Consider the following 12,835-nt stretch of genomic DNA (forward strand, 5'->3'; position numbering starts at 1 on the left):
CTGCGAAAACGCGCCGCCACTGGAAACCACGAGTTCGACCGGCTCTGCGCCGATCTCGGTATCGAGCACCGCCTTGCCCCACCGATGCGGCCACAGACCAACGGAATGGTGGAGCGCTTCAACGGCCGGATCGAAGATGTCCTGCAGAGCCACCGGTTCCGCAGCGGAGAAGACCTGGAACAGACCATCCTTCGCTATGTCCGGCTCTATAATGGCCAGCTCCCGCAATCAGTGCTCAAGGGCCGAACGCCCATCGACGCGCTCAAGGACTGGCATCGCCAGAAACCAGAAATCTTCAAGAAACGACCGTATAATCACGCGGGATGTGACACCTAGGCCAATGCCGGCAGCGCGAACCGGAGCGGACAGTCACTTTTTTACTCCCGCGCGGGATCAAGGCCGAAGGCCGCCGCGCATCGCCGGGCCGCCCCCCGGCACGGCGATTTGGCGACGGTTCGTGCAAAGATTTGAGGTCGTCCGGATTTGGCAGGGATAAAGCACTGGCCCACAAACGTCTGCTCGCCGCACCGCGGCCCGTCGAGGCGCGCCTTGGGAGAAATGGCCGCCAACGGTTCAATCCAGCCATTCGCTGCGTTTTGCACGGACGACCGCTTGGCCTCTGCCCCGCCCTTTGGGCGTGTCATCGTGCTCTAGGTTACAGCCGTCCGACCGGCTTGCGCTCAACGCCCTTGCGGGTGACGATCACTGGGGCAGGCAGAAAACGATCCAAGGTTTGGGTCAGTTGATGACGTAAAGGTCAAAGTCATCTGACGTCGAACATCCGGGAAATGGCGCTCTGGGGAGGATTCGAACCCCCGACCCCTTGATTCGTAGTCAAGTACTCTATCCAGCTGAGCTACCAGAGCGCGATGAGGCGTGTCCTAAATCCTGGGGCCGGTGTTTGCAAGACCTTATCGGCAGAAATCTCAACCCGCCTCCGGACGCTCGAAGACGAACACCCCACCCCGCGAAAGCTCTTCGTGAATGACAAAGCCCTGCGCCCTCAGAAGGTGGCGGTTCTCCTTCATACCGGGCCGCCCGTAGATGTTGCGGTGCAGTTCCACGATCACTGCGCGCACCCCCGTCAGATCCGCGTGGCGAAAGAAATCGAGCTCCGCCCCCTCGATGTCCATCAGCAGCACGCTGGGCCGCGTTTGTGCGCGCAACGCCTCCCAGCGGCGCACCGGCACGCGCACCTTTTCGGCCCGCGCAAGGCCCTTGGTGATCTGCATTCCCGAGCCAAGGAAATTGCCCCGGATGAAGAACTCCGCCTCCTGCGGGGCGTCCGGCTCCGACAGGACGATCTCATTGTGAAGCGCGATCGCCCCCTCGATCCCGTTGTGCCGGTAAAGCGACTCGATATGCGGCAAAAGCCGGTGATTGGCCTCGAAGGCGACCATCGCCTCGGGTTTGCGATTGAACGCCGCAACCGCCCCAACGATGCCGGCGCCCGCGCCCATCTCCACCACGCGGTCGTGCGCCCCGATCACCTCCAGCGCGGCCAGAACCTCGCGCCGTTCATAGCGCCCCTGTTCAAGGTTGCGGATCATGGTGGGGCCGAGATGCGGCGCCTCGGGCACCTCCACCCCGTGATAGGTTGCGACGATCCGCGTGGTCATATGCCCCTCACCTGCCCGATTGCCCGGCTTGCACAGTGGCGACCAGCGGCGGCGGGCGCAAGCCCGCAACCGCTCAACTCGTCGCCACGTCGCTCTTGGGCAGGCAGATCTCGAACACCGTTCCCTCCGGCCCCGTCCGCTTGAGATCCAGCGATCCGCCATGTCCGCGCAGCAGCTCCGCCGAGATCGCAAGACCAAGGCCCATCCCGCCCTTGCGCGCGCCGCCCTGAAACGGCTCGAACAGGTGCTCGCGCGCCCGCGGCGGCAGGCCCGGCCCGGTGTCCGAGACTGTCAGGATCCACGCCGCGTCATCCTCGCGCGCGCCGACAGAGATTTCGCCCGGCTGCCCGGAACTCATGATCGCCTGCCGGGCGTTGCGCACAAGATTGGCGATCACGCGGTAAAGCTGCTCGGAATCGGCGCGGACGATCAGCCCCGCGGGAATATCCTCGGAAAAGCTCAGGTCATACTCCCCCACCGACAGCCTCTCGCTCTCGATCACGTCGGATACGATATCCATCAGCGGGAACCGCGACAGGCGCGGCGGCGGCTCCTCGGCCTTGCCAAAGGCCAGCGTGCTTTCGCAGATATGCACCGCCCGCGTGATAGAGTTGACGAGCTTGGGCGCCATCCGCTTGACCGTCGGATCCTCGCTCGTCTCGATCCGGTCGGTGAAAAGCTGCGCCGAGGTCAGGATATTGCGCAGATCGTGGCTCACCTTCGCGACCGCCGCGCCAAGCTGCGCCAGCCGGTCCTTCTGGCGAAGCAATGCCGTCAGCTCCGACTGCATGGATTGCAGCGCGTCCTCCGCCTCGCGCAATTCCCGCACCCCCGCGCTGGGGCGTATGATCCGCCGCGTATCCTCAGGGGCGGCGGCATAGGTCTGCATCGCGCCAACGACCCGCTTGATCGGGCGCACCAGAATCGCCCGCACCGCCAAGAACAGCAGCACGGCGGTAAAGACCGAGATCACCGCCGACAGCAGCAGGATATTGAGACCATAGTCCAGCATCGCCCGCCGCAGCCCGTCGGTCTGCATTGTCACCTCGATCAGGATGCCCGCCTCGCGCACCGGCGCGCCGATGACCCGGATCACCCGCGTCTGCGTGTCGAACAACACCATCATCGCATCGCGGATCAACTCGAACGCGGACGCGTCGCGCAGGTCGTGGGTCGCATGGATCGGGGCCGGAATGGGCGACGACAGCATGAGCTGGCGCGCCTCGTCGCGCCGCAGCACGACGTTGAGCACCTCGGCATTGCGCAGCAACTCCGTCTCCAGCTCGGCGTCGATCATGTCATCGGCCAGCAACACCAGCGACGCGATCTGCGCCCGCTCCAGCCGCGACAGAAGGAAATCCTCCCGGAACCGCGCCACCGACGGCACGAAGATCAGAATCTCCGCCAGCATCACGAAGATGATCGTCAGGATCAGGAATCGCCCTGAAAGCGTATTGAGCATGCGCGCCCTCTTCCCCCGGTCCGGTTACGGCAGCCAGCGTTGCACCAGCCGCACCACACGCTTGACCGTAGGGCTTTCAAACAGTCTTGGCGAGAAAAACGCCCCCGCGACCCGTTTGTTCAGCTCGGCATATGTCGGATAGGGCGCGACCATTCCCGCGACCGCCGACAGCCGCAGGCCGTGCGCCATCACCATCGACCAAAGCGCGATCAACTCCCCGGCCTGCTGGCCGACGATGGACACCCCCACCGGGCGCCCCTCCACCACCATCAGCTTGATCATTCCCTCGGTCTGCCGCTCCGCCCGCGCGCGGTCGTTCTCGGCATAGGGAACGCGCATGACCTTGAGTGTGACGCCGTGGCGATCGCGCGCCTCCTGCTCCGTCAGGCCGATCTGCGCCAGTTCCGGATCGCTGTAGGTGGCGCGCGGCAGATGCGATGTTCTGGCCTTCACCGGCAGCCCGAAAAGCGCCGAACGGATCACAAGCCCCGCGTGATACCCAGCCACATGGGTGAACTGCATACCCCCTGCCGCATCGCCAATCGCGTACACCCGCCGGTTCGAACTGCGCAAAGAGGCATTGACCGCGACGCCCGCGCCCGTCGCCTCGATCCCGGCGGCCTCAAGGTTGAGCCGCTCCACGTTGGCCTTGCGCCCCACAGCGATCAGCAGATGCGAACCTTCGAAAACCCGGCCATCGGTCACCTCGACCTCCACCGCACCATCGCGCTGACGCACCTGCGCGGCCATCGCGTGCTCTTCGATCTGCACGCCCTCCTCGCGCAGCGCGTCAAGCACGATGCCCGCCATCTCCGTGTCGTCCTGACCGAGCGCACGCGCGCCCTCGATCACCGTCACCTCGCAGCCAAGGCGCCGGTGCGCCTGCGCCAACTCTATCCCGATTGGCCCGCCGCCGATGATCAGAAGATGACCGGGCCGCTCGCGCAGGTCGAACACCGTCTCGTTGGTCAGATAGGGCACCTCGATCAGGCCCGGAATCGGCGGCACCAGCGGCGAGGATCCGGTGGCGATCACGATCCGCCGGGCCGAAATCAGGCAGTTGCCCGCCTCCACCTCCGACGGAGAGACGAAGTGGCCATACTCCTGGATCACCCGCACACCCAGCGCCTCGAACCGCTCCACCGAATCATGCGGTGCAATCTGGTCGATCACATCGGCCACGTGGCGCTGCGCGGCGGCGAAATCCACCTCCGGCGCACCCGGCGTGACGCCGAAGGCCGCACCGCCGCGATGCGCCTGCGCCGCCTTGCCCGCCGCCAGAAGCGACTTGGACGGCACGCATCCGTAGTTGAGACAATCGCCCCCCATGCGCCCGCCTTCCAGCAAGGTGACATCGGCGCCCATCTGCGCCGCGCCCGACGCCACCGAAAGCCCGCCCGATCCGGCCCCGATCACAAGAAGATCCGTCTTCACATAGTCCATCTCATACCCCCTTGCGGCCAGTGATGGCCCGGATCACCACTGGCAGAAGCGCCAGCGCGCACAACCCCAGAATCGGCAGCAGGATATGCGGCTCGAATATGATTCCAAGGTCCGGCGTCTCCCCGCGTTCGAAGACCTCGCCCAGCCCCGCACCGACCGAGGTGTAAACCAGCCCCCCCGGAATGATGCCAAGGAAGGTGGAGGTCGCAAAGCGTGACAATCGCACACCCACCAGCGCCGGCACGAGATTGGCGACGAAAAACGGCACCGCCGGCACCAGCCGGATCAGGAACAGCATCGGCCACTGGTTGGCGTCGATCCCCGCTTTGATCCGCTTGATCATGCCCTCGCTCGCATCCATCCGCGCGGCAAGCCGCTCTCCCAGCCCCCAGCGCGCGGCAAGAAAGATCAGCACCGCTCCGATGGTCGCCGCCCCCACGTTGAAGACTGTGCCGGGAAAGATGCCGAAGAGGAACCCCCCCGTGAGCGTCGCCACCGTCGCACCGGGCAGCGAGAACGCCACGATACCGACATAAAGCGCCATGAACCCCGCCGCCGTCACCGCGTAATGCGCGTTGCGAAACGCCAGCAACGCCTCTCGATTCTCGCGCAGCGCCTCGAAGCTGATCACATCGCGCAAAAGCACTGCGCCCAGAACGGCCGCCATGGCAATGACCGCGATCGGCACAAGCCGCGCCATACCGGATTTCGGTGTCTTGTTCATCTCGGTCATCGCCGCCCCTGTGCTGTCCTGTCCGGGCCAAGATGCGGCAGGCGGGCGCAAAACAACAGGCCCCTCACGGGCGCTTGACCGGGGGCGGGCAATCCGTGATCCTCGCGCGGATTTTTGTCGTCATTCCCCGCAAGGCCGTTTGACTTATCCGCGCAGCCCCCCTATAGACCGGGCTTCGAAAAGATTTCGGGTCCGGCGCCCTGACCGCCGCCGCCCACAGACCGGAGACAGCGCGATGAAACGCACCTTTCAACCCTCGAACCTTGTTCGCAAGCGCCGGCATGGATTCCGCTCGCGCATGGCCACCAAGGCCGGCCGGAAGATCCTGAACGCCCGCCGCGCCCGTGGCCGCAAGTCGCTGAGCGCGTAACCCGCGCCATCGGCACCGATACGGACATGACACCGCCGGAGGCCCCCGTGAATGGCGATACCGCCACTCAGGGTGACAGGCCCCCGGCGGTGTCCGTTTGCGTGCTCGGTCTCAAGAGCCGGCCGGAATTTCTCGCCGCCGCCCGCGCCCGCAAGCAGGGCACCAAGGGCATGATGGTGCAGGCCCGCCGCCGCGCCCCGGATGAGCCCGCCCCTCAGGACGCGATCCGCGTCGGCTTCACCTGCTCGAAAAAGGTCGGCAACGCCGTGGCCCGCAACCGCGCCAAGCGCCGCCTGCGCGAGGTCGCGCGGCTCGTGTTGCCCCGTCACGGGCGGGGCGGCTGGGACTATGTGCTGATCGGTCGCGCCGGGGCCACGACCACCCGCCCTTTCGAAGATCTGCAAGCCGACCTTATATATGCGCTGTCGAAACTGCATTCGGATCGCGCATGACCCTTCTGGCCCGCATCCTCGCGCTTCCCGTCCGCGCCTACCGGCTGATCTTCTCGCCGTGGGTGGGGTTCAACTGCCGCTATCACCCGACCTGTAGCGCCTATGCGCTGGAGGCGCTGGAAAAGCATGGCGGGATCAAGGGCGGCTGGCTCGCAATGCGCCGCATCGCCCGCTGCCATCCGTGGGGAAGCTGCGGCGTGGACAACGTGCCCGACTGACCCGCGTCCGGCGTTTGGTGCCGGATCGGCCCTCTTTTACCCGAAAACGCAACGCCCGCACGCTTAATAGTGCCCGCAGGTGCGAGCGCCGCGAATTCGCCACCGACGCGATACCGACGTTTTACCGACGTGATACCGAAACGGGTTTTCCCACGATTTCAGCGCATTAACCCCGATTCGGCCCGAACGCCCCGGTCAGGTCTGAAACACGTAGGTTCCGGGCGCTTCGACAAGCGGGGCATACCCCGCCTCCGGCGCCCCCATCCCCGGCACCGGCCCTGCGCCACTGCTTCTCGCGGCCAGCCATTCCGCCCATTCCGGCCACCACGATCCGGGCTTCGGGTCCTGCTGCTCAAACCAGTCGTCCGGCCCGATATAAAGCGCCTCGGCCGGGCGGTGCGATATGCGGTAATGCCGCCGGGGATGGCCCGGCTCGCTCACGATCCCGCCGTTATGCCCGCCCTTTGTCAGAACGAAATCCAGATCGCCATGGGTGAAAAGCCGCGTCTTATAAACCGACCGCCAGGGCGCAATGTGGTCGGTCTCGGTGGCCACGACGAACATGGGCGCGGTGATGTCCTTGAGCGCGATCACCCGCCCCTCCACCGCGAACCGCCCGGCACTCAGCCGGTTCTCCAGAAACAGCGCGCGCAGGTATTCCGAATGCATCCGCGCCGGCATCCGCGTGGTGTCCGAGTTCCACACGCCGATATCGCTCGGCAGATTCTCCTTGCCCAGAAAATAGCGCCGCACGGCGCGGGAGTAGACCAGATCTTCGGCCCGGATCGTGGCAAAGGTGCGCGCCATCTGCGGACGGTCGAGATAGCCCTGCTCCCACATCATATCCTCCAGAAACGCGACCTGGCTTTCATCGAGAAACAGCAGCAGTTCGCCCGCTTCGGCGAAATCGATCTGCGCCGCCATGAGCGATACAGACGCCAGCCGTTCATCCCCGTCGCGCGCCATCGTGGCCGCCGTGATCGACAGCATGGTCCCCCCAAGGCAATAGCCGACGGCATGGATCTTTTGCTCGGGGACAATGGCGCTGACGGCGTCAAGCGCGGCCAGGACACCGCGCTTGCGGTAATCCTCCAGCGACAGTTCGGCCTGATCGACCGTCGGGTTGCACCACGAGATCATGAAGACTGTGAAGCCTTGCCCGACAAGGTAATTGACCAACGAATTATGCGGCGACAGATCGAGAATATAGTATTTCATGATCCACGCCGGGATGATCAGGATGGGCTCGGCCTGCACCGTCTCGGTTTGCGGAGCGTATTGAATCAACTCGAAAATATCGTTCCGGAATACCACCTCGCCCGGGGTGCAGGCCAGATCCTTGCCGATCTCGAAGCCTTCCGGCGCCGGTTGGTGAACCTGCGTGACCGTCTTGACGAAATCGGAGGTGAAGTTCGCGGCCCCATCGGTCAGGTTCCGCCCTCCGCGCCGGGTCGTTTCCTCGATGATCTCAGGGTTGAGCCAGGGAAAATTCGACGGCGCGACGGTATCCAGAAGCTGCCGGGCCATGAACCGGGTTCTGTCCGCATCCGCTTGGCGCATGCCCCGCAGCGGGTCGGTAGCATAGTCCCACCAATCCTGCACCGCGAGAAAGCTCTGTTGCCAGAGCGCAAAGGGCATCTTCTGCCAGCCGGGATGCTGAAAACGATGGTCATAGCTTTTGGGTTTAAAAGAGGATTCGGTGTCGGCACCGGACCCCGACGCCGCCATCATCAGGCGCATGACATTGCGCTGCGCCCGTTCGGCGAGCTCCAGTTGCCGTCCGGGCGACCGGCTCAGATGCTGCGCCCAATCGCTCCATGCTTCGGTGAAGGCATGGGACGAAACGCCCCCGCTCATCCGCGCAAAGGCCGCACGCGCGATCCGGTTGCCGATGCGGGCCCGTGGGTGGGGTCATGCGGGGCTGCGGGCTGATGTCTGCCACGGGCGCGGACGACTTCTGACCCTTGGCGCGCGCGCCTTTCGCCGGGCTGGATTTCGATGGCGATTTGACCATGTCTGGGTTTCCCTTTTCGTCCATGTCCTGAAAGACGGCGCAATCTTGTCGTTCGACTCGGCCCCGGCGGTGAGCGTGAAGCCTTCCCCACATTCGGCCTTGTAAACGAGGGGCCGCGCACACGTGATCTCAACGCGTCTTCGTCAAGTGCCGCAAGCCACTGGCTAATGCATATGATGGTGTGTCGCCTTGATACAGGTCAACCCGTCATGAGACTGGAAGGTTCATTCCGGTACCCCTTGGAGTGGGAAATCTGGCGGCAAGGGCCGCGTCCATGCCCTCACAGAAGCTTGAATTGAACGGTATCACCACGGTTCATAGTTCAGGAGAGTTCATCTTCACCTCTGGCCCGACTTCTGATGGGCCACCGTGGAGCATTCCAGGAAAGGAGATGACCATGTCGATGCTGAAAGTTATCGAAGTCCTCGCAGAATCCGACAAGAGCTTTGACGACGCGGCCCAGAACGCCGTGACGCAAGCGTCGGCTTCGGTGCGAAACGTCAAGTCTGTTTACATCAAGGAAATGAACGCCGCAGTCGAGAATGGCCGGATCACCAGCTACCGGGTGAATGCGAAGGTCAGTTTCCTGCTGGACAACCAGTCCGCCGGCTGAACGTTCAGTGAGGGGGCCCACGCGGCCAGCCCTGACATCACAAAGGTGTCGCACACCTTCATGGTCCGCCGAAGCGCAGAGCCGTTCGGCGGACCATGTCCTCGCCGCAGACCACGCCACGCAACGTCCGCCCTGTTAAGGACGCCTGCGAGGGGATCGATCCCGAAAACGGCACCGACGCAATACCGACGTTATACCGACGTAATACCGAAACGGGATTTTCCGTGAAATCAGCCGGTTAACCCTGATTCGGCGTCCAGCGGCCCAAAGCGTCCTCATCCTCTTCCCGCGCCGCCACCCATTCGGCGCCGTGGCGGGTGATTTCCTGCTTCCAGAACGGGGCGCGGGACTTGAGATAATCCATGAGGAACTCCGCCGCCTCGAAAGCATCCTTGCGGTGGCGCGATGCGGTGGCGACCATCATGATCATCTCGCCCGGCCGCAATTCGCCATGCCGGTGGATCACGAGAACATCGCCCAGAGACCAGCGCGCCTTTGCCTGTTCGGCAATCTGCGTGATCGCCTTTTCGGTCATGCCCGGATAATGCTCGATCCCCATGCGCTCAAGCGTTCCGTTTGCATTGTCGCGCACAACGCCGGTGAAGGTCACGATGGCGCCCATTCCCGGCTTGCCACCAGCAAAACCCGCCGCCTCCGCGCCAAGATCGAACGGCGTCGCCTGCACCACGATCCGCATCGCTCAACCCCCTGTCATGGGAGGGAAAAACGCCACTTCCCGCACTCCCGACAGCGGCGCATCGAAGTCGGTCAACTCCTGATCCACGGCCACGCGCAGCGCCGAAAGATCCGAGAACGCCAGCGCATAGCGCTCCTCTCGCGCACGCAGCTCTTCCACCAGTTCCGCGACCGTTTCGGCCGTGGTCTCCACCCGCTCTTTCGGCAGGCCGATGCGTTCACGCACCCATGCGAAATAGAGCACTTCCATCTCTCAGTCCTTCAAATGCGGCCATGCCTTGCGGCAGTATTCCGCCCCGGTGACGAATGTCAGCGCGGCGGCAATCCACAAAAGCACAAGCCCGATGTTTCCGGTCCAGACCATGCCTTCGTATTTCCACCGCAGTCCGTGCAAATCCTCGACCTCGCCGCGCATGATCTGGTCGACGAGGGCCTGATCCATACCATAAACCGACATGCCGAGGTAATGCTCGAACACGCCCTGCCCGAACAGCACGGCAATCGCGATCATCTGCGTCGCAGTCTTCCATTTCGCCAGCCGCGTCACCTTCAGCGTGCCCGCCACATCGCCCAGAAACTCCCGCAGACCGCTGACGAAAACCTCGCGGAACAGGATCACGGTTGTCGGCAACACAAGCCAGGGTGACATCGACGAATAGCCCACGATCACCATAAGCGCGATCACCACCATCGCCTTGTCCGCGATCGGGTCGATCATCGCGCCAAGCTTCGTTTCCTGCTTCCACAGCCGGGCAAGATAGCCGTCGAACCAATCCGTGACCGCAGCCAGCAGAAACAGCATAAGCGCAAACCAGTCCGCGTAAGGTCTTGTGAAATATAGAAACATCACCGCGATCAGCGGGGCCGCGACAAGACGCAGAACCGACAGGATGTTGGGAATGTTCCAGGTCATGACGTGTCCTTGTGCTAAGCGGCGCCCCCTGCTTAGCCTGTCTGACAAACGGAGAAAAGCGTCGTTCTCGCCACGACACCCGTCCGAAGTGTACCAGAATGCCATCCAGCCAGATCACACGGAACGCTTCGCAATTCAGCGCGCCAAAGCGCTCAGCCGCGTTCGTGAAAGAAGTCATAGATCGTTTCGGCCATCGCGTCTGAAATCCCATCCACGGCCTTCAGGTCGGCAAGGTTAGCGCGACTCACCGCCTTGGCAGAGCCGAAATGCGACAGCAGTGCGCGTTTGCGCGTTGCCCCGACGCCCGGCACGTCGTCCAGCGGTGTGGCCCCCACCGCCTTTGCCCGCTTCGCCCGGTGCGTGCCAATGGCAAAGCGGTGCGCCTCGTCGCGCAGCCGTTGTATGAAGTAGAGCACCGGATCATTGTGTTTGAGGGCAAAGGGCCGGGCGCCGGGGCGGTGGAACACTTCCTTGCCTTGGTCGCGGTCCTCCCCCTTGGCGACGCCGACCATCGGGATGTCCTCCACCCCCAGATCACGCATGATCCCGGCCACGGCGCTCACCTGTCCGGCACCACCATCAATCAGCAGAAGATCGGGCCATTGCCCCTCCTGTCGGTCCGGGTCTTCCTTCAGAAGTCGTTTGAAACGTCGGGTCAGCACCTCTTTCATCATGCCGAAGTCATCGCCGGGTGTCAGCGTGTCGCCCTTGATATTGAATTTCCGGTAGCTGTTTTTCATGAGCCCGTCAGGTCCGGCGACAATCATGGCGCCGACCGCGTATTCACCTTGAATATGGCTGTTGTCATAGACCTCGATCCGCTCCGGCGGCGCATCGAGTGCAAAGGCTTCCGCCAGTCCGCGCAACAATTTGGCCTGCGTTGCGGTCTCGGCCATCTTCCGCGCCAGCGACTCGCGCGCATTGCGCGCCGCCCCGGCCACCAGTTCCGCCTTCTCACCACGTTGCGGAACGATAAGCGCCACCTTGCGCCCGGCCTTTTCCGACAGCGCCGCCTCCATCAGGTCGGTATTCTCGATCGCATGCGACAAGATGAGGTGACGGGGCGGCTCCTTGTTGTCGTAAAACTGGCCGATGAACGCTTCGAGCACTTCGGCGGCCTCGATCTCCGCCCCCACGCGCGGATAGAAATCACGGTTGCCCCAGTTCTGCCCCGCACGGATAAAGAACACCTGCACACAAGCCTGCCCGCCGTCCAGATGAAGCGCGATGACATCCGCCTCGGTCACGCCGCGCGGATTGATGCCCTGTGCCGTCTGCACGTTGGTCAGGGCGCGGATGCGGTCCCGCAGGGCGGCGGCGCGCTCGAACTCCATCGCGTCCGACGCCTGTTGCATCTGCTTGGCCAGCGTCTCCTGAATCTGGGTCGACCGGCCAGACAGGAACCGCTCCGCGTCGCGCACGCTTTCGGCATAGTCGGCCTTGCTGATCTTGCCGACACAAGGGCCCGAACACCGCCGGATCTGATAAAGCAGACAGGGCCGCGTGCGGCTTTCGAACATCGCGTCAGAGCAGTTGCGCAGAAGAAATACCTTCTGAAGCTGGCTCAGCGTTCGGTTCACCGATCCGGCGCTGGCGAAAGGTCCGTAGTAGCTGCCCTTCTCCTTCTTCGCGCCTCGGTGTTTCTTGACCTGAGGGAAATCATGTTCCCGGCTGACAAGGATATTGGGAAAGCTTTTGTCGTCGCGCAGGAGCACATTGTATTTCGGCTTGAGTTGCTTGATCAGGTTCTGCTCAAGCAGAAGCGCCTCTGTCTCTGTCTTGGTGGTCAGAAACATCATCGACGCGGTTTCAGAGATCATTCGGGCGATCCGGCCCGAATGCCCCGAAGGCCGCGCATAATTTGACACCCGCGCCCGAAGGTTGCGCGCCTTGCCCACATAAAGCACGCGTGCCTGTGCATCGAGCATTCGGTACACACCCGGAGAGCCATCAAGCGTTTTCAGATAGCCTTGGATACGCTCATGACCGATAGTGTCATTCGTTGTGTTCATCATGCCGCCAGATATGATTCTTTGCCGACCGCTGCAATCTTATCTACCGGCTGGCAATAGAAAACATCTCCACGGAATGTGTGGATAAGTCTGGAGATATCTTTAAGACCGCGCGGATTTTCCCTTGTATTTGACCGGCTTCCCTGTGGTGCCTAAAAATTAGGCAATTTCTCAAGGCATTGATATTGTACAGAATTTTCATTATCGCCTGACAAAACATTGAAATCATTAAAGTTTTTGTAACGCTTTTGTGACCCCATTTGCGCATGGTGCAAAACTTTAAGGGCCCC

The 12,835-nt window shown here is 63.0% G+C and carries 14 protein-coding genes and 1 tRNA gene; 5 read left to right on the forward strand and 10 right to left on the reverse strand.

Annotation, left to right across the window (positions count from 1 at the left end; translation table 11 throughout):
- Window positions 1-336 (forward strand): integrase core domain-containing protein (locus BMW66_RS10730; RefSeq protein WP_139196153.1); only part of this gene is annotated, 336 nt, incomplete at its 5' end.
- Window positions 337-789: 453 nt separating this feature from the next.
- On the opposite strand, the gene BMW66_RS10735 is transcribed toward BMW66_RS10730, so the two are convergent.
- The 5 genes from BMW66_RS10735 to BMW66_RS10755 form a co-directional block, all read right to left on the reverse strand.
- A tRNA-Arg gene (locus BMW66_RS10735) sits at window positions 790-866 on the reverse strand.
- 60 nt (window positions 867-926) lie between these two features.
- Entirely contained in the window at window positions 927-1,619 is a 693-nt protein-coding gene (locus BMW66_RS10740) for an FkbM family methyltransferase (RefSeq protein WP_175483215.1), read from the reverse strand.
- Between the two features lie 73 nt (window positions 1,620-1,692).
- Window positions 1,693-3,081, reverse strand: a complete 1,389-nt coding sequence (locus BMW66_RS10745) for a sensor histidine kinase (RefSeq protein WP_093118323.1) — start codon at window positions 3,079-3,081, stop codon at window positions 1,693-1,695.
- 24 nt (window positions 3,082-3,105) lie between these two features.
- Window positions 3,106-4,524 carry a dihydrolipoyl dehydrogenase family protein gene (locus BMW66_RS10750; protein WP_093118325.1) on the reverse strand — a complete coding sequence of 473 codons (1,419 nt, stop codon included), beginning with the start codon at window positions 4,522-4,524 and terminating at the stop codon, window positions 3,106-3,108.
- 1 nt (window position 4,525) lies between these two features.
- The gene (locus tag BMW66_RS10755; protein WP_093118327.1) at window positions 4,526-5,257 is read right to left on the reverse strand and encodes a TVP38/TMEM64 family protein; all 732 of its coding nucleotides are present in this window, start codon (window positions 5,255-5,257) and stop codon (window positions 4,526-4,528) included.
- Window positions 5,258-5,492: 235 nt separating this feature from the next.
- On the opposite strand from BMW66_RS10755, the gene rpmH reads away from it, so the two are divergent.
- Genes rpmH through yidD form a run of 3 tightly spaced genes read left to right on the forward strand, consistent with a single transcriptional unit; the run spans window position 5,493 to window position 6,297 of the window.
- Window positions 5,493-5,627, forward strand: coding sequence for a 50S ribosomal protein L34 (rpmH, locus tag BMW66_RS10760; protein WP_072775959.1), 135 nt, complete (start codon window positions 5,493-5,495; stop codon window positions 5,625-5,627).
- Window positions 5,628-5,653: 26 nt separating this feature from the next.
- The gene (gene rnpA / locus BMW66_RS10765) at window positions 5,654-6,079 is read left to right on the forward strand and encodes a ribonuclease P protein component (RefSeq protein ID WP_093118329.1); all 426 of its coding nucleotides are present in this window, start codon (window positions 5,654-5,656) and stop codon (window positions 6,077-6,079) included.
- Window positions 6,076-6,297: a membrane protein insertion efficiency factor YidD gene (gene yidD / locus BMW66_RS10770; RefSeq protein WP_093118331.1), complete on the forward strand. Its 222-nt coding sequence runs from the start codon at window positions 6,076-6,078 to the stop codon at window positions 6,295-6,297. The genes rnpA and yidD overlap by 4 nt, the downstream gene beginning before the upstream one ends.
- 195 nt (window positions 6,298-6,492) lie before the next feature.
- Here the strand turns inward: yidD and BMW66_RS10775 are convergent, their stop codons facing one another.
- Window positions 6,493-8,190, reverse strand: a complete 1,698-nt coding sequence (locus BMW66_RS10775) for a PHA/PHB synthase family protein (protein WP_342741866.1) — start codon at window positions 8,188-8,190, stop codon at window positions 6,493-6,495.
- 395 nt (window positions 8,191-8,585) lie between these two features.
- On the opposite strand from BMW66_RS10775, the gene BMW66_RS20495 reads away from it, so the two are divergent.
- Window positions 8,586-8,924, forward strand: a complete 339-nt coding sequence (locus tag BMW66_RS20495) for a dodecin family protein (protein WP_217639304.1) — start codon at window positions 8,586-8,588, stop codon at window positions 8,922-8,924.
- 238 nt (window positions 8,925-9,162) lie between these two features.
- Here BMW66_RS20495 and BMW66_RS10785 read toward each other — a convergent pair whose 3' ends face one another.
- The 4 genes from BMW66_RS10785 to uvrC all read right to left on the reverse strand — a co-directional run bounded on the left by BMW66_RS10785 (window position 9,163) and on the right by uvrC (window position 12,545).
- Window positions 9,163-9,621 carry a molybdenum cofactor biosynthesis protein MoaE gene (locus BMW66_RS10785; RefSeq protein ID WP_093118335.1) on the reverse strand — a complete coding sequence of 153 codons (459 nt, stop codon included), beginning with the start codon at window positions 9,619-9,621 and terminating at the stop codon, window positions 9,163-9,165.
- A 3-nt stretch (window positions 9,622-9,624) separates the two neighbouring features.
- On the reverse strand, window positions 9,625-9,870 hold the full coding sequence (gene moaD / locus BMW66_RS10790; protein ID WP_093118337.1) for a molybdopterin converting factor subunit 1: 246 nt from the start codon (window positions 9,868-9,870) through the stop codon (window positions 9,625-9,627).
- Window positions 9,871-9,873: 3 nt separating this feature from the next.
- A complete protein-coding gene (pgsA, locus tag BMW66_RS10795) occupies window positions 9,874-10,533 on the reverse strand; it encodes a CDP-diacylglycerol--glycerol-3-phosphate 3-phosphatidyltransferase (RefSeq protein WP_093118339.1) in 660 nt (219 codons plus the stop codon).
- A 152-nt stretch (window positions 10,534-10,685) separates the two neighbouring features.
- Window positions 10,686-12,545: an excinuclease ABC subunit UvrC gene (gene uvrC / locus BMW66_RS10800; protein ID WP_425441323.1), complete on the reverse strand. Its 1,860-nt coding sequence runs from the start codon at window positions 12,543-12,545 to the stop codon at window positions 10,686-10,688.
- Window positions 12,546-12,835 lie beyond the last annotated feature (290 nt).

Source organism: Salinihabitans flavidus (genome assembly GCF_900110425.1).
Taxonomy (GTDB): Bacteria; Pseudomonadota; Alphaproteobacteria; order Rhodobacterales; family Rhodobacteraceae; genus Salinihabitans; species Salinihabitans flavidus.

Coding starts and splice junctions, on each gene's coding strand:
- BMW66_RS10740 (WP_175483215.1), bottom strand. CDS start 1,619: ATGACCACGCGGATCGTCGCAACCTATCACGGGGTGGAGGTGCCCGAG.
- BMW66_RS10745 (WP_093118323.1), bottom strand. CDS start 3,081: ATGCTCAATACGCTTTCAGGGCGATTCCTGATCCTGACGATCATCTTC.
- BMW66_RS10750 (WP_093118325.1), bottom strand. CDS start 4,524: ATGGACTATGTGAAGACGGATCTTCTTGTGATCGGGGCCGGATCGGGC.
- BMW66_RS10755 (WP_093118327.1), bottom strand. CDS start 5,257: ATGACCGAGATGAACAAGACACCGAAATCCGGTATGGCGCGGCTTGTG.
- rpmH (WP_072775959.1), top strand. CDS start 5,493: ATGAAACGCACCTTTCAACCCTCGAACCTTGTTCGCAAGCGCCGGCAT.
- rnpA (WP_093118329.1), top strand. CDS start 5,654: ATGACACCGCCGGAGGCCCCCGTGAATGGCGATACCGCCACTCAGGGT.
- yidD (WP_093118331.1), top strand. CDS start 6,076: ATGACCCTTCTGGCCCGCATCCTCGCGCTTCCCGTCCGCGCCTACCGG.
- BMW66_RS20495 (WP_217639304.1), top strand. CDS start 8,586: ATGCCCTCACAGAAGCTTGAATTGAACGGTATCACCACGGTTCATAGT.
- BMW66_RS10785 (WP_093118335.1), bottom strand. CDS start 9,621: ATGCGGATCGTGGTGCAGGCGACGCCGTTCGATCTTGGCGCGGAGGCG.
- moaD (WP_093118337.1), bottom strand. CDS start 9,870: ATGGAAGTGCTCTATTTCGCATGGGTGCGTGAACGCATCGGCCTGCCG.
- pgsA (WP_093118339.1), bottom strand. CDS start 10,533: ATGACCTGGAACATTCCCAACATCCTGTCGGTTCTGCGTCTTGTCGCG.
- uvrC (WP_425441323.1), bottom strand. CDS start 12,545: ATGAACACAACGAATGACACTATCGGTCATGAGCGTATCCAAGGCTAT.